Source organism: Nitrosospira sp. Nsp14, assembly GCF_900113575.1.
Lineage (GTDB): Bacteria > Pseudomonadota > Gammaproteobacteria > Burkholderiales > Nitrosomonadaceae > Nitrosospira.
On sequence record NZ_FOPV01000013.1, the window covers coordinates 1 to 16,761 of the forward strand.

The window sequence follows — 16,761 nt, forward strand, 5'->3', positions numbered from 1 at the left end:
GCAAAAAGAAATCAACGGCTGTGAGAGAGAAAGAAGCTGATCTTTTAACTGAACTTCGCTAGAACACCCCTGGCACTATTATCGGGGGCACATCAGGTTGTGCCCGTCATTTCTCACTTTCGCTTTTGATTAGGTCTCAAAGACTAAACATAAATCTTATTTATTTTCCCGCAACTGATATGTCTTTTCAAAAACTTGATCCGTTCTAGGAGGAATTCGTTCGCAACTCAGAAAGAACTAGCGCAATAGATACCAGGGAGGAAGAGCAAGGCGATAGGCGAAGATTCTCCACCTTGAGTGGGAGATTTTCTCTGGGCGGGCATCTATGATTCGCATATTTACCCCCAGTGGCACAATCCCATATCAATCTCAACGCCATGTAATTCACCTAAGTGTTCTAAACGGTAGGGGTCTATCGAATAGTATTAACGGTAACAAATGAGTTTAAATTACCAGCTCAGCAGTAACAACTGTATTGGCATTGTGGGTAGAACCCAAGGGGGAAACGCTCACGAAAGGGCATCTTAGAATCATCATGGACAGAGCGCTGTCCAACCCCTCCTGATTTTTCGGACACGCAAATACTCGACGCTCAGCGAGTATTGCGGCCAGGCCGTCTATAGCGGCCCGACCCCGCAATACCGAGGCGGCTTCACCTTGTGCTGCGACGAAACCAAAACCAGTGGCGCAACGCTGCGCGAAGCCGTTTGTCTCGCGGCAGCAAAGTGGAAAGAGGCAAACGAGTAAAGCGGAAGGGACTGAGTAAGTTATAAGTTGTATCTCCGCCGTTACGCCGCGACACTTCTTCCCCCAACCGCCACCCTGAAGGTGGCTTCCGTCGGGTTACACTGCACTAATCCGGCACAACACTGGGGGAACGCCGTTTATCCTATACCCCCTACAGAGTCCGTACCCCAACAAGCGTAAATCGAACACTTTTTCAGGTTTCGGAGAAACGAAGCCTGTTTCCGAATGGGTCCCAGATCTCCATTATTCGCCCCCACGGTACTGCTTTGATCGCTGGCTTGGCGTACCTGTACTCCTTCGCCTGAAGCTCTGAAAACAGCGCCTCGATATTTTCCATTGGCACGAAAATCGTCGCACCCGGAGTGGCGTCGCCGTGGTGCTCGCTCAAGTGGATTATCAATTCCGACCGCTTTATTTGCGCATACAGCGGAAAGTTATCTCCAAACCGGTGCTCCCATTCAAGCCGGAAACCAAGAAAATCCACGTAAAATTCCTTCGCTTTTTCTTCGGAGAAGATGCGCAAGATGGGAATGGCGGCGGATAAGCGCATGAAGATTATTTAATACGAATCCAAGTATACGAATTATGCTGTTCGCGTTGCGATCCGGCAACAGCCCGTTACTTCTTCCGCCCCAGCGAGGCCTTGAGTTTCTTCGCCTCCTCGAGATGACGCACAACTGCCGAGCGCACGTCCGCCAGCAAGCGCTTCAATTCTTCATTCTGGGCCTGCGGAATCAGTTTCTCGTCCCACAACCGCAGCATTTTCTCGTGAAACTCGACCTCGTGACTTGCGTAGTCCAAATCAAACAATATCCCCTGCTGCTGGCGATCGAGGCTTTCAAGATGTTTTTCTTCATCAGCCTTCACTTTATCGCTCAGCCAGTTGTTCTGCGGCGTTATATTCTGTCTAACTGAAAGGTCCTTAAGGGCTGCATAGGCGTTGTAATGCTCCTTGAGCATTAACCGCGCGAACGACTTTACATCTGAATTGGATGAGGTGGTGTCGGCCATGTTGCCGGAATCGATCTCGGCCTGGTTCACGGCCTGTATGACGCCGAGGATCTCCGCATCACTCAGCGCAATTGTTTCAGTAACATCCGCAAATGACGGAGCGATCATGGCAAACGCAAGCATGAGTAATTTTTTCATGTGAATCCTTTATTATCGATTGAGGACGATTGCCTTGATGCAGTAATAGACCTTCCCGAACATTGTTGGACTAAGCGTAGCCGATGGGCCCCCTCGTGTAAATTTCTAAATTTTTGCGCGGCCGCTCAAACAAGAGTTGAAAAAAGAGTGGAAAAATAAGCCGACCGATAAGCGCCGCGCAAGTCACGAGACAATCGGTCGAAAGATGCGCAAGCGCTTGATACGCAACAATCAGGCGCGTGTTGCGAAGCAGGATTTACGAGAAGGGTCGCCCCCCCGGTGAGCTGGCTGAAAAACAGGCCGGGGCGACGCTCTAAATGGCGCTCTCACTGGGGGAATCCTTCCCCAGCTCAAGCCTATTGATGGCCACGGTCGGGCATGCGTTTACTGAATCAATATCCACCCGGATATCCGTAACAGCCCCCGCCTGGGTCCATGACGCAAGCGGCGACAAATTGATCGCCGTTGTTCCCGGTTGGGCGGCGAAGCGGACGCTGTTGGCCTCGCTGAATGGCCTGCCCGCGGCATGCCACGATACCTGCACCTGCACTGGCCCCGTCTTTTCTCCGCAATTCAGGTCCAGCACCAGTTGCGAAGCGTCTCGCGCATGTACCGGATGGTCGAGGGAGAAGATCAGGTACGGATCGGCACCCGACACCCGATAGGCCTCGCCGTTACGGGCCTTGACCAGGTCGTGCGTGCCGGTAGGCATTCCCTGGCTCACGGAGGTGAAATCACTCGGCTTTTTAGAGGAGGTGATAAGCGGAGGCACGCTGCCAAAGCGCTTTCTCCTCGCCGCCCTTTCCACCACCGTGACGAATACATAGTCCGGCTTGAAAGTTTCTACCAGCCGCGCCAGTAAAGCGGTGTCAGCGGTTTCATAATGAATCTGCAGCGTCTCGGAAAACGTCGCCGCCATAAACGGAGCCATCGCGGTGCCGAAGGAATCACGCAACCACAACACCTTCTTGTCGTTCAAGGCATGTTTGGACTTCACCAGCAACGGTTGCCGCGCGGTATGAATCTGGGGGTTGCCACCGGCTTTTTTCAGCCGGCCGGTATCGAATTCATACTGCTCGATTTCGATTGGATGCTCGCTGAGGATATCCACCAAAACCTCGCTATCCCGCAAGGTTTCCTTCATCCTCAGGAATTTCGCCAAGTCACCCCCTTGCCGCTCGCTCACTTTTGAAACCCGCACCTCGTTGTCGGAAAGCAGGCGCAACCCCGGCTCGCTGCGGGCAATCTCCGCTTCAAAAGCGCGAAATGCCACCCATGCGCCGAGACTGTTCCAGTGCGTATCGGTCTTGTAATAAAGGGATTCCGAAAACCGCGCCTTCGCTATTCTCAATGCGTTTCGGGTGTCAACGTAGAGCCCCTTGCTGTCGTTTGCCAGTAATGCATCGGTGGTAGACCTGGATGCCTGTTGCGCCCAGTCCGGCAGGAACTCGGGGTAGACCGTATTTTTGTCCGGACCGAGCATGACCCTGAACATGCTCACACCCTTCAGGTTCAGCCATTGATCCCACGATGTGGTTGCGCCCGCGATCATCCGGGCCAACTCCGCGTCCTGGACCGTGGGCTGATGACGCCTCGACGTAACCGTTTTTTCGTACTGCTCACCCAGGTAGAGCCAGTCATCTTTCCCGATGAATACCTGGGTGGGGTTTGTCGAAATCCCATGCGGATAAAAAAACCGACCCAGCAATGCGGAAGCGAAGTCAAAGTTGTAGAGCACGGATTCGCTCCACCATTTCTGACCTTCCTTTTTCGGGCCATTCCACGTGGACAGATTGATCAGCGGAACAATCGCCAGCGCAAGCAGGGCCACGCCCAGAAAGACAAAAACCCTTTTTTTCATTGCGACGCCGCTAGAAATTGAAGTAAAGAAATATCGAACTCGTGGTCACCATGCTGGAATACATGGCGATGCAGAACAGCACCAGCGCGCCCGAAAATTTTGCTGTTCCCTGGCCGCCGGCATCGACCATCAGCTCGAACGAATTCTTGCGACTAATGATCCCCAGCGTGAGCAGGATGGCGACGAAACAGAGTATGTTCGCGGCAAGTCCGGCGGGCAGCCACCTCAGGAGGTAATCCGAAAACCATCCGCCCCACACGAGGCTGTCGGTAGGCACGTGCAACGCCGTCAGATCAAAGACCGAGCCGATATCCGCCATCCCTCGGATGACCCTCAACGCATTCTCGGGGGTATCCGCCCGAAAGAAAATCCAAGTGAGGTTGATGAAGTTGAACGTCAGCAACCACGCTATTGCCTTGGGCATCCGCAGGCCGAATCCGCTCCATGCGCGATGAATGACCAGGGCGGCGCCATGAAAGGCCCCCCATAGCACAAACATCCAACTGGCGCCATGCCACAGCCCGCCCAGTATGAAAGTGGCCATGAGGTTCAGGTAGACGCGCGGCGTGGCGCAGCGGTTGCCGCCCAAGGGGATATAGAGATAATCCCGCAGGTAGCGGCTGAGCGTCATGTGCCATCTGCGCCAGAAATCCTGTATGTCCAGCGCCTGGTAGGGAGAATTGAAATTGATCGGCAGCCAGATGTTGAACAGGAGCGCAGACCCGATCGCCATGTCGCAATAGCCGCTGAAATCGAAATAGAGCTGGAACGTGTAGGAGAGACTGGTCGCCCAGGCGCTGAAAAAATCGAGCGTTTCTCCGCCCTCGAAGCCCGCGTTTGCCCACACCGCGAAGGTGTCGGCAATGACCACTTTCTTGAACAGGCCGATGCTGAAAATAAACAGGCCAAGCGCAATATTCCGATAGCGCATGACCAGGGTCCAGCGCGATTTGAACTGCGACATCATCTCGCCGTGGTGCAGGATCGGACCTGCTATGAGGTGCGGGAAAAAGGTGACGAACAGCGCATAATTGAGGAAATCGTATTCCCTTGCCTCGCCGCGGTAGCTGTCCACCAGATAAGCTATCTGCGTAAATGTGAAGAAACTTATCCCCAGTGGCAGCAGCAGGTGAGGCGAAATAAAGCCGATATCGAACGCGGCGTTCATGTTGTCGATCAGAAAGTCGGCATACTTGAAATATCCGAGCAGGCCAAGGTTGCCGATAATCCCGCAGGCGAGGACCAGGCGGCGCGAGAATCGCGCAGGCTTAGACGGATTTGGCGCCAGGGCGGTGCCGACGGCGAAGTTGAACAGTATGGAACCGACGAGAAGCGGCAGATAGGCGATATTCCAGTAAGCGTAGAAAAAAAGGCTTACCGCCACCAGCCAGGCTTTTCCTGCGAGAACCAGCCGAATCCTGTTCAGGTAGAAATACCCCAGGAAGGCAATTGGCAGAAACAGCAGGATGAATTTCGGGGAGCTAAAAATCATTTATCCGCGGGTTTTCCTTAACGAGCCATAGACGGGTGCGCGACTATTCGAGGTCGGATCTTTTGAGGTCGAATGACGCGGGCAGCAAGGATGCGAACTCCCACTATCTCGCCATATTCCTGCTGCGCTGGCTCGCCCCGCTGATACTGAACTGCCGCATTGTACCCCAGGTTTAAATTCTTTGCTCGATTGAGCGTTTTCGGCCGATTCGACCGATTCTCTTGCCGGCTCCGCAATCCAATCCTTATCCCCCAGTTCCCCAGCCCGCTTGAAAAAATGCCCGGGACAGCAGCTGCCGCGGGTGGCAAACGAAGTCGCGACTAGAGTCGTTGAGCAGGCACAGCGGGCAGCAGCAGGCGTCAAAAGCAAACAGAGACGGATAGCAAGAACGGGACGCCGGGCGTTGTGCGCCTCACGATTGGATCTACCGTTTCGCGGTCATGGAAACGGACGGTCCGGCGGAAGCGTCCCAAGCGTCCTGGCGACAATTATTCAGGGACAACCTTGTAGCGCATCATCTTTTTTAAAAAATATTCGCTTTAGGCGCGAACTTTACGTGTGCTGGAAAGTCGAAATACTGGCGGGCTTTTTGGAGTTCGGCTCGCTGATGTCATGTTGTTGACGTGTTTTTGATCAACCTGGAAGTACAACGTTGTACTGGTCATTAATGTAGTCATATTCTTGAACATCTACATCCTTAAGGAGGTAATCATGGAAATGGCAATCCTCGTGATAGGTCTCGGTGCGGTTGTTGCTTGGTTCTTCATGTCAAAGGACGGCCGCAAGGAATAACCTGTCTAAAATATTGAGTAGTGCTACGAAGCAGTAATTCTTTTGATTACGAAAACAAACGAACCCAAGTAGACGAGTCGATTAGCCGATGCACACCCTCATGTGTTCGTCAGGTGGCATCGGCCCCTTTTTTGAGGTGGCGGAATAGTGGAAGTTCACCTCCGCCGCCCCCTGGCTTCTTCAAACAATCCCGCCAGGCCAATTCCTTGAGCTTGAGTTTCCGCAGTGCAACGACCTTCGGGAACACCTCGAAGCTTTGACGCGCTTGAAACCTTCGCGCGGCAGCACGCAGCAATGAAGCCGAGTGTTGCTTCACTCAGCGCCCACCGCCGGGCCCGGCCAACTCAATATACCCGGGGTTTCCAGGTACTTTTATGCCAGCAGGCGTTTGCGCCGGGCAATAAACTCGATCAGTCCCAGCCCAGCTAAAAACATGGCGTAGGATTCGGGTTCAGGGATAACGGCGATGGGAACGGAAATGGCGATAACGTGCCCCGCATGATTGATATCCATAGCTCCAGTTAGAACAACTCCATCCGGCAGATCGACAAGCGTATTGAGATCGGTCATGCCCATCCCATCGGCGCCGGTGATAAAAGCACGGGGTTCCCCGCGGCGTACCCCTCCATGCGTGTAAGACTCTCCCACCACTTGCCCGATGTCGTTGATACCCTCAGCATCGCTGTAATCATCGCCGCCTAAAGTGCCAAGATCTCTCATGCCGACCCCATCAGGGCCGGCGATGAATGCATGGGACCCCCCGTCAGCCGACGCCGTGATAGACTCTCCCACCACCTGCCCTGCTTCGTTGATGTCCAAAGCCGCGCTGGCAATACCACCTAAAGTGCCAAGGTCTCTCATGCCGACCCCATCAGGGCCAGTGATGAACGTACGGAATTCCCATCCAGTGAGAGACTCTCCCGTCACCTGTCCAATCTCGTTTATGCCATAAGCTGAGGTGTTATTACTGCCTAACGTGCCAAGGTCTCTCATGCCCACTCCGTTGGGGCCGGTGATGAAAGCACGGGATCCCCCTCCAGGCAACATGTAAGACTGCCCCACCACCTGTCCCGCCTCGTTGACGTCATAAGCCCTGCTGAAATTATCACCGCTTAATGTGCCAAGGTCTCTCATGCCGACCCCATCAGGGCCGGTGATGAATGCATGGGGTTCCCCTCCATCCGTGTAAGACTCTCCCACCACCTGCCCAGCATCGCTGATCCCATTAGCCCTGCTGTAATTATTACCGCCTAAAGTGCCAAGGTCTCTCATGCCGAACCCATTAGGGCCGGTGATAAAAGCACGGAGTTCCCCTCCAGCCGTATAAGACTCTCCCACCACCTGCCCGGAATCGTTGATCGCCCGGGCGATCGTCCGACTTCCACCCAAACTCCCAAGGTTGATCGCTGTCCTGCTGCTCAGGTCAATGAAATAGGAAGCTTCTTGCTGGGCAGCGGCATGAGTCACAAAACCGAGGCCAGCGAGCAGGGCCGCCCCGAGGATAAAACTATGCACCTTGGAGCTATGGGTAATTTTCATGATGAATCTTCCTCAGGAAAAGAAAACATTGGTGCTGCTAAGCGTGAAGCATCTTTTCAAAATAATTAATGGATTGAATTGTTAAGGCAAGAAGAAATCCAGGGGCCAATTGCAGCAATCCGCACATACGCTTTTCAATTACTGAGTCTTACCGCATTTAAGGCGACAGGAAATTCAATAAGTGATTTTAGGGAATACCTCCCCGTTTGTGAGTGTGGCCGGTCAAGACAGCTCAGCTCATCCTATTGCCAAGATACGCCTAATAAGATGGCAGAGCGATAGTCTCTTCTGACTACTGTCAAGCAATCGTTGATGTTGCCCAAACAGAAAAGGCAAGGCGTGCGACAGAAAGGGCAAGGCGTGCGGTTCGCCTCGGTCACTGCTTAGCTTGTGTCGTTGAGCTTGTAGAAATCACCTGAATGACCGGAATGGATGTTCGCCGTAAAAAGGCGGCGCTTTCGGTGGGCAAAAGACCCACTGGCAATCAATGAGCGGTCGCCCTCGGGAAATCCGGCGGGTTTGTGTAGAAAGCAGTAACTTAAATCTGACAACCAGTGTCAGATCAAATCTCGACTAACGACACAGTAGCCTCTATGAATTAAAACATCAGTACCGCCACCAGCGCTATCGACATTCCGAGGAAATATGAAATGGCAACAAGTTTTCCTATTTTCACCCCTCTTCTCCTTCTGTTGAAGCATCGTGGTTAGCAATGCCGTAAGTTGTGAAGATTTTGTGAAGTTTTTGTTCCCCCCATGTGAAGACCATTGTTACTCAAGCTAGTTCCCTTCCGAGACACCGCCCCGGCGTTCTTTAGGTGACGCCATCTGCCCACGTTCTATGGCTTCGCGGCGAAGCAGATCCCTTTTGCAACAATGAATGAACAATGCCAAGGGACTATTTTTTTTCTACTTGTACTGTTGCATGAGGGCATGGCAAAGAGAGAGGGAGTAATTTACGAAAACGGGTTATGTGCGGATCTCTGCCGATGGCCAGAATCCCGCCTTGCAGAAGCCGCTTTAACCAGGGCGGGTGTGACGGATATTCGCCGAGCAGGGCGCCGGCCGCGCCCCCCCGTTGCGCGGGAAGGATTGTTTCAGGCAATTGCCGCAGTCGGGAAAGGTGACGTGCCGAGGGCTGGAAACCTGACCCCCCAGAGCGCCCCTTTAATTTCTTTATTTCTTTATGGAGCTGATCGAGAAACGGCGAACAAACGGGCAGGAAGGGCTTCACGTAGCGCCCTTGAAACGCCCATAGCGCGCCAAGAGCGCCCCGCCCGATGCGGCGGGACGGGGCGGGGCCTGAGAAGGAATTATTTTTTATTCAGAGAATGATGTCGGTGATGGGACCCGCGAGATCCAATGGAGGACTGCCAACCAGATGGATCTGCAGATCGAGCGAACCGGGGATACCAAAGCCTATGACAGTTGCGGTCAGTATCCCCCCGCTATAGGTCAACTGATTCAGGTTGAACGCCTGATTGCCGGGCATGTTCAGGTTGGCGTCTATGGTGGAGAGATCAATGCGGTCCCCCGCCATATTCCCCCTACCATTGAAGCCGATAATATTGTCTCGAATCACCACCGGGCTGGTTTCCTCGAATCCCGGGCTGTCGGATAGCGCGTCGTAGTCGAACACGTCGTTCCCCGACCCGCCGTGAAGCGTATCCATGCCGCTGCCGCCGTTAAGGGTGTCATCTCCGCTTTCACCATACAGCCTGTCATTCCCAGCTTCTCCGTATAGCTTGTCGTTTCCTTCGCCTCCCAGGATGATGTCGTCGTCCTTCCCGCCAGAAATCCGGTCTGTTCCCCCGCCCCCAAACAGTATGTCGTTACCCGCCTCTCCCTCGAGCCGATCGTTGCCGCTGCCCCCGTCCATGCCATCATAACCCGCGCCGCCCATCAGTGTATCGTCGTCACCGTCGCCGGCCAGGATATCGTTGCCATTGCCTCCACTCAGGCTATCGTTGCCGTCACCTCCGTCGATCACATCATTACCACCGTTGCCGGACAACCGGTCGGCCCCGCCGAAACCGAACATGAAATCGGCGGTATTGCCCAGGGCTTTAGTGTTGCTTGATTCATCTCCAAAATAAAAGGCCATGCGACCTCCTCTCGTTAGTTGAACAGGTGTAACGCCCTTGCCGGTCGGTCTGAACCGGCCCTCGCTGCCTGCCGCTCGCACGGCATCGGGGTTGACCTATTAATCTTTAGCACACCGCGCGCGCTTGGCAAGCTCCTACCCGTCCATAAGCCCAACGATCGGTGGACCTTGGCGTGTCTCCGGGTTTTTCATCGGTGAAGCGGGACCCGTTCAAGGTTTGCACGGTTCGCGATGCAAAAAACGGTTTCGATGTGGTCACCCATTCTGCGGAACAGTCGAGCGCAGGCTGCTTCGTCCTTGTCAAAACAGGTTCATCAGCTAATATGAAATGAAACATTCTGAAGCCTCGAGAGTATTCCCCTTACCGGAGCTGCGCCATGAAAAAAACAAATTATTTTGAAATAATACGCCGCTTTGCTGCGATCGCCGCCATGAGTATAGGCCTTGGTTCTGGTTCCGCAGCTTATGCTCAAGCCTACTCATGGGTAATGGGCCCGAATGGCGAGGGATTGACCAGACTCGGGAGTCTCGGTGGAGATGAAACGGTAACCTTTGCACGTGCAATCAATGACGCCAGGCAGATAGTTGGGTGGTCTTCCACAGCGGCAGGTAAAACTCATGCTTTTCTCACCGGCCCGAATGGCGCATCCATGACTGATCTCGGCACTCTGGGAGGAGAGAACAGCTACGCCTATGGCATCAATAATGCCGGGCAAGTGGTGGGGACATCCGACGCCGAGTTTTGTTGTGTAAATAGGGCCTTTATCACCGGCCCGAATGGCACCGGAATGACCGCGTTTCTGCCGACCGCGGGTGCTCAGCGGGACCCATACAGCGTCGGCCTTGGCATTAACAATACCGGGCGGGTAGTCGGTTATTCGACTGATAACATTCGTTCTCATCTGCTGATAACCGGCCCCAACGGGATGAACAGACTCGATACCGGTTTTCAGGAAGGGGTTGCCAGCGCCATTAATGATGCCGGGCAGGCAGTGGGAACGTTAAGCCCCCTCGAGGAATTTACCCACCACGCCTTCATAACGGAGCCGAACACGGCGACCGTAACCAAACTCGGCACGCTCGGGGGTAGCGAAAGCCACGCCACCGACGTTAACGCCTCAGGTCAGGTGGTAGGATGGTCACGCACCGCTGGAGGGGAGTTCCATGCCTTCATCACTGGGCCGGATGGAGCCGGCATGACCGATCTGGGCACGTTGGGCGGAACCGTTAGCATGGCGACGGGCATTAACGATGCCGGTCAGGTAGTTGGATATTCCACCAAGGCGGAAGGCGCCGAACATTACGCCTTTATCACGGGCCCTGGCGGCACCGGCATGACGGATCTCAATTCGTTAGTAACCCTGCCGGACAGGCTGACTCTAAGCGAGGCCCAAGGGATCAACAATTCGGGGCAGATCATTTCGCTTAGCGGAATAGCCCCCATACCCGAGCCTGCCACCTATGCCTTGATACTCGCCGGCCTCGGCCTGGTAGGTTTCATGGCAAGATGCAGAACTCGAGCTACCATCAACCAATAGACGCCAGCTTGGCCAGCCGCGCTTGAATGTCCTTGTCATCAGCAACAACAACGAGCCACTCTTCAACCGCCCCGCTGACATCCAGGCAGAACTGATCTATTTGCAGCTGGAGAACATTGTTAATCTGGTTCATATGAACGAGGAAACCCTGCTGCGGTGCGGTGAAGTGGAAGTATTGCAGCGCTCGCCGCACACGCTGGTCATCAATTCCAAATTCGCCCTGGTGCAAGAACGCGCACCGCAGTGCGTAACAATCCAGGCCGCCGAGGAAAGTGTGGAGCGTGCGACTCGCGCCGATATTAGCCTGATAGCGCTTGAGCAAGAACCTGTCATACCATTCCACGAAACGCGCCTTCGAACTCTTTGACGGGTTCTCGATCCTGCCACAAATGTCGGGCATGGTGAGCGCTATCGCAAGCGCTGCATACCAGTTACCTTGCGCGACTGCCGCTCTGGCGGCGATAACAAACTGGCGCATTCCATGCTCGTATGGTCGCTACTCGGCGGTTAGGAGGCAATTCCAAGCGACGGGTGAAGAAACAGCGGCCTCCAACATCAAGCCGAACCTTGACATCCGATCCGGTTTTTTTGGAATAAAACCCGACCGGCTCCTAAAAGCCCGGCGGCAGGAGTACTGCCGCCGGGCCGGGCTCCCTCTTGTAGGTATACCCTTGGAGGAACGCTGCTCCTCCATTTAATATAATACAACCATTCCGCGCCTTGGGTATCGGGCCGAGGTGCTATTCCGCATATTTTTTCACTCTTGGCCTATGCCGGAGCAGCGCCATCAGAGCGCGGCGTGCTTGCCATTTCCCTGCTGCGGGGACCGGCATCCGCCGTCGCGTGCGATAATATTCAAGCCTGGAAGAGCTGGATAAGAGAACAGGCTGAATCAGGGAATAAGGCTACGCATGTCGACCACGAACTCTCCATATACTTCGGCGCCCACGCCCTACATCGTGTCGGTGGACCTTTTGCGTGGGTTGGTGATGGTACTGATGGCGCTCGATCATGTGCGCTGGTTTTTTACCGCTGACAACTTCTCTCCGACTGATTTGTCCCGCACCGATGCAGCGCTGTTTTTCACCCGCTGGGTGACCCACTTTTGTGCACCCGCCTTTGTCTTTCTGGCAGGCACCAGCGCTTTTCTTTCCGCCACGCGCGGCCTCACGCGTCCGCAGCTCGCCCGCCGGCTGTTCACCCGCGGTCTGTGGCTGGTATTTCTGGAGGTAACGGCTGTTCACCTCGCATGGAATTTCAACCTGGATTACAGCGAGCTGGCACTGGGGGTTATCTGGGCGCTGGGATGGTCGATGGTAGCGCTTGCCGCATTGGTTTATCTCCCCCGATGGGCAATCGCTTGCACCGGTATCGGCATGATCGCGGCCCATAACCTCCTGGACGGCCTGCAGCTTGACAGCTTCCGCGCCCTCGACGGCTCGCTGCAATGGCAGGGATGGCTGCTCAACGTGCTCCACGTGCCCGACTCCCCCATTTCGTTTCCGCTGATTCCATGGATCGGGGTCATGGCGGCAGGGTATGCTTTCGGGCCCATCCTCCTGATGCCTCCAGGCAGGAGACAACAATGGTTGCTCGCAGGGGGAACGGCGATCATCGCTGCCTTCGTCCTCTTGCGCCTCTATAACGGCTACGGGGACGCGAGGCCATGGGCCTCACAGGAAACGGCCTTGTTCACGCTGCTGTCCTTTCTGAATACGAGCAAATACCCCCCCTCCCTGCTCTTCCTGCTGATGACGCTCGGACCCACGCTCATACTGTTGGCGATATTCGAACATAGGCAAGCCCGGCACGGCTCGCTATCGCGCCTGCTTATCGTCTTTGGACGCGTGCCGCTCTTCTTCTACCTCCTGCACCTGTACGCCATACACGGGCTGGTGATCGTTTTCGCCATTGCCATGAACCGGAACATCGAACCATTCCTGGCATCTTTCGAGGCTTTCCCGTCCTGGTGGGGGTTCAGCCTGCCCGCCGTCTATCTGGTCTGGATCGCAGTCACCCTGCTGCTCTACCCGCTTTCCCGCTGGTTCGCTGCTGTCAAGGCGCGTCACAAGGACAGCTGGTGGACTCCGTGCATATAAAAACGGCTTTAATTACGGCTTGAGGCAACTTACCTCCTGCACGATTTATCCCCAATATCAATCTAATTCCGCTGTATGTGCGGTAGCTAACGAAGTTTGAACATTCCTCTTTGGTAAACTATTTGTCCCGACTCTTTTCTTAATTTTCGCAAAACAGGAGTTGTCATGGAAAACAATCTTTTTCAATTCCCCATTACGGGATGGGAAATAAAATCCGAGCCGGTCGACGGCCTGCTTTGTGTCCGCTTCCCGTTTCTGTCGCATGGACAGCAGAACCTGGCGGAGGCCGACCCCGGCAGGCCGTACGTCATGCAGGCTGAGCAGGCACGCGAGCTCAGGGATGCCCTCTCCCGGGCCCTGGAACGCATTGAAAACCACGCGCTTGAGTCTGCGCCCGTCTCGCCGAGCAGCCTGTCCATTTATTAACAGTTGCGTGTTCCCCCGATTAGCCAACCAACCAATCGAGTCAATTAGCGCATAAACAAGCCTGAACCGGGCCGCGCCTCACACGAAAGCGAGCGCACAGTGCTGGAACCGCTGCGCCGCAGTGTTCGATTTCTGACGTGACACCCGACACTCCACCCAACCGGCTCGACCGGCCCGTCGACGACACAGATGACCATGTATTGGGTCCCCCCGACGCCGAAATAACGCTGGTCGAATACGGCAGTTATGCAGACGCTTCCTCCCGCGTGGCGCACGAGCGCATCGCCGAAATACGCAATCGCTTCGGCGGCCGCCTGCGCTATGTATTCCGTCATCGGCCGCTGCCAGGGAACGATGTGGCCCGGCAGGCAGCCGAGCTGATCGAATCATTCAGCGACCCGGCGCGGTTCTGGAACATGCATGTCTCGCTGATGACGAGGTCCGATCAGCTCACACCGGAGAATCTGCAAACAATTGCCGCCGAGCTGAACCTGGAGGAAAACGGAGGCTCGCAAAACGACGAAGCGCTCGCGTTTGCCAAAGCCCGGGTGGACGCGGACGTGGAAAGCGCAGAGGCCAGCGGCGTGATCATCACGCCGACCTTTTTCATCAACGGGCGGCGCTACGATGGCCCATGGGACGCCAACTCGCTTTCGGAAGCGATGCTGGGGTCGCTCGGTCACGTCGTGCACGCGGCGGCGCTGGATTTCGCCAGGTGGGCGCCCTCTACCGGCATCCTGCTTCTATTGGCCACCGGCATCGCCGTGGTGCTGAGCAATTCCGGCTTTGGACCCGGTTTCAATCAATTCTGGGACCTGCCTCTGGGGTTTGTTTTTGACGGCGCCGAGTTCGTTCTCTCGCTGCGCCACTGGATCAATGATGGTTTGCTGGTCATCTTCTTTCTCGTCGTCGGCCTGGAAATCAAACGCGAATTCACGGTTGGCCACCTCGCCAATGCGCGTGCGGCGATGCTCCCTGTCGCGGCTGCCACCGGCGGCATGGTCGTCCCCGCCATCCTCTACCTGATCCTGGTTCCGAGCGGCCCTGACGGCGCCTGGTCCCGGGGATGGGGCGTGCCCATGGCCACGGACACCGCCTTCGCGGTCGCATTGATCGCCATGATGGGCAAGCGGGTTCCGGTGGAACTGCGCGTCTTTCTTACCGCCGCCGCGATCGTGGACGACATCGGCGCGATCGTCGTCGTGGCCATCTTCTATTCCACAGAGCTGCAATTTGGCTTCGTCACCGGCGCAATCGCCATCGTCGCGCTGCTCGCGGTGTTGAACGAGGGCGGCGTCTACCGTGCCACGCCCTACATACTCCTGGGCATGGGCTTATGGATTTGCGTGCACGAGAGCGGGATACATGCGAGCCTGGCGGGGATTATCCTCGCATTGTTTATTCCCACCCGTCCGCCACCTAATCTCCGGGCGCTTATGATACAGGCCGACGCCATCCTTACCGCAGAGACGCAGCGCGGCAAGGAGGTGATGCGATACGGTCCTTCGGAGCCCGCGCTGGAGGCGCTGGATGCCATCCACGACCGGCTCGAGTCCCCGGCTGAGCGCATGCTGCGCATTGTCGCGCCAAAATCCAGCTACCTGGTGCTGCCGCTGTTTGCGCTGGCCAACGGCGGGGTGACGATCAATACCGAGGTATTCGAGGGTCATGCGGCACTGATGCTCGGCATTGCGACGGCGCTCGTGATCGGTAAGCCACTCGGATTCTTCGCCGCCACTGGCGCAGCGGTATGGATGGGAATCGCGGCCAAGCCCCACGCCTATTCCTGGCGCCAACTCGCAGCGGCGGGCGCGCTGGCAGGAATCGGGTTCACCATGTCGCTTTTCATTGCCAGTCAGGCTTTCCCAACCGAGACGGATTATGCCGCCGCCAAGATCGCGATTTTTGTCGGTTCGATTGCCTCGGCGCTTATCGGCGTCGCCATACTGTGGGGCGCCCAGCCCAATTCCAACTCCAACTCCAATTTCAGTTCGCGCTGAGTCGAGAGTTGTTCTCCAACCCCTGTACTGTCGCTGTCATTGGCGCTGTCGCCGTCGCGGTCACTGCCAGCCCCTGCTCCTGCGTTAGGAAGCGCACAGACTCAAGGATGCAAATATCCATAGGCTTGCATCATCGCATCCGCTCACTCTCATCTATTCAGGGGAAAAATCATGACAGTCAAAAAGGCATGGGCAGTCTGGAATGGCAGCATCAAGGAAGGTGGCGGTACGATTTCCACCGAGACAGGGGTGCTGGACAAGGCGCAGTACGGGTTCAAGTCGCGGTTTGAGGATGGCAAGGGCACCAATCCCGAGGAATTGATCGCGGCCGCGCATGCCGCCTGTTTTTCCATGGCGCTTTCCCTGATGCTGGGCCAGGCCGGCCTGACGCCGGACCGGATTGAAACCCACGCGGAGGTGACGCTTGAGAAAATAGGCGAAGGTTTCGAGATAACGGCCAGCCATCTGAAAGTTGTCGCCAAAATTCGCGTCGCCAGCGAGGAGCGGTTCCTGGAAGTTGCCAACCAGGCAAAAGAGGGGTGTCCGGTATCGAAGCTCCTGAAGGCGAGGATCACGATGGACGCGCGGCTGGAAAAATAGCTTGGTTCCGTCTCCTCCCTGCTTCAACCGGTGCGCTTCCAGGCGGAGAGCGGGGGGCTAAGGGAAAAAAGGATGAAAGGGACGAAAGAGTCAACAGAGTCCCAGGGGAACCGCTGAACAAATCCGCGCTGAGCGCGTTGCGGTTAAAATCGGGGATGATCATAAGGCGCGCGACGCTGGTCGTAGCTCGTACGACGCGATGCCGAGGAGCGCAACGCCATGGCTCCCTAGAACGTTGCCTGAGGGGTCCCGCGAAGCGGGGATCGAGCAGCGGCGGGATGTCAAGACCGCGCGAAGAACCTGTTGGGGCATTTGCATCCCGCTACGGCGTCGCATCTTCCTTTGGAAGACACTGCTCTGCCCTTCGCGGTCGCACCATTCGCGTCGTCGCCTTTCGCGCATCCCATCCCGCTAA

12 protein-coding genes are annotated in these 16,761 nt (G+C 55.8%); 5 read left to right on the forward strand and 7 right to left on the reverse strand.

Going from position 1 to position 16,761, the window contains the following annotated elements; genetic code table 11:
- Positions 1-940 precede the first annotated feature (940 nt).
- The 6 genes from BM022_RS09500 to BM022_RS09530 form a co-directional block, all read right to left on the reverse strand.
- Entirely contained in the window at positions 941-1,297 is a 357-nt protein-coding gene (locus tag BM022_RS09500) for a glyoxalase superfamily protein (RefSeq protein ID WP_091138822.1), read from the reverse strand.
- 68 nt (positions 1,298-1,365) lie between these two features.
- Positions 1,366-1,896, reverse strand: coding sequence for a DUF4142 domain-containing protein (locus BM022_RS09505; protein ID WP_091138824.1), 531 nt, complete (start codon positions 1,894-1,896; stop codon positions 1,366-1,368).
- Positions 1,897-2,209: 313 nt separating this feature from the next.
- A complete protein-coding gene (locus BM022_RS09510) occupies positions 2,210-3,757 on the reverse strand; it encodes an alginate O-acetyltransferase AlgX-related protein (RefSeq protein ID WP_091138826.1) in 1,548 nt (515 codons plus the stop codon).
- Between the two features lie 10 nt (positions 3,758-3,767).
- The gene (locus tag BM022_RS09515) at positions 3,768-5,249 is read right to left on the reverse strand and encodes an MBOAT family O-acyltransferase (protein ID WP_091138828.1); all 1,482 of its coding nucleotides are present in this window, start codon (positions 5,247-5,249) and stop codon (positions 3,768-3,770) included.
- A 1,164-nt stretch (positions 5,250-6,413) separates the two neighbouring features.
- The gene (locus BM022_RS09525; protein WP_177191683.1) at positions 6,414-7,580 is read right to left on the reverse strand and encodes a PEP-CTERM sorting domain-containing protein; all 1,167 of its coding nucleotides are present in this window, start codon (positions 7,578-7,580) and stop codon (positions 6,414-6,416) included.
- Between the two features lie 1,323 nt (positions 7,581-8,903).
- Positions 8,904-9,683 (reverse strand): calcium-binding protein, encoded by a 780-nt coding sequence (locus BM022_RS09530; protein WP_091138833.1) that lies wholly within the window; start codon positions 9,681-9,683, stop codon positions 8,904-8,906.
- Positions 9,684-10,060: 377 nt separating this feature from the next.
- Between BM022_RS09530 and BM022_RS09535 the strand changes: the two genes are divergently transcribed.
- A complete protein-coding gene (locus tag BM022_RS09535; RefSeq protein ID WP_091138834.1) occupies positions 10,061-11,221 on the forward strand; it encodes a PEP-CTERM sorting domain-containing protein in 1,161 nt (386 codons plus the stop codon).
- On the opposite strand, the gene BM022_RS09540 is transcribed toward BM022_RS09535, so the two are convergent.
- Positions 11,211-11,699: a hypothetical protein gene (locus BM022_RS09540; RefSeq protein WP_091138836.1), complete on the reverse strand. Its 489-nt coding sequence runs from the start codon at positions 11,697-11,699 to the stop codon at positions 11,211-11,213. The two genes, BM022_RS09535 and BM022_RS09540, sit on opposite strands and share 11 nt — an antisense overlap.
- Before the next feature lie 433 nt (positions 11,700-12,132).
- Here BM022_RS09540 and BM022_RS09545 point away from each other — a divergent pair, with 433 nt between their 5' ends.
- The 4 genes from BM022_RS09545 (at position 12,133) to BM022_RS09560 (ending at position 16,346) form a co-directional block, all read left to right on the forward strand.
- Positions 12,133-13,320, forward strand: coding sequence for an acetyltransferase domain-containing protein (locus BM022_RS09545; protein ID WP_091138838.1), 1,188 nt, complete (start codon positions 12,133-12,135; stop codon positions 13,318-13,320).
- Between the two features lie 165 nt (positions 13,321-13,485).
- Positions 13,486-13,746, forward strand: a complete 261-nt coding sequence (locus BM022_RS09550; RefSeq protein WP_091138840.1) for a hypothetical protein — start codon at positions 13,486-13,488, stop codon at positions 13,744-13,746.
- Between the two features lie 200 nt (positions 13,747-13,946).
- Positions 13,947-15,746: a Na+/H+ antiporter NhaA gene (nhaA, locus tag BM022_RS09555; RefSeq protein ID WP_371264321.1), complete on the forward strand. Its 1,800-nt coding sequence runs from the start codon at positions 13,947-13,949 to the stop codon at positions 15,744-15,746.
- Positions 15,747-15,917: 171 nt separating this feature from the next.
- Complete coding sequence (locus BM022_RS09560; protein WP_091138844.1) at positions 15,918-16,346, forward strand: OsmC family protein; 429 nt, start codon at positions 15,918-15,920, stop codon at positions 16,344-16,346.
- Positions 16,347-16,761 lie beyond the last annotated feature (415 nt).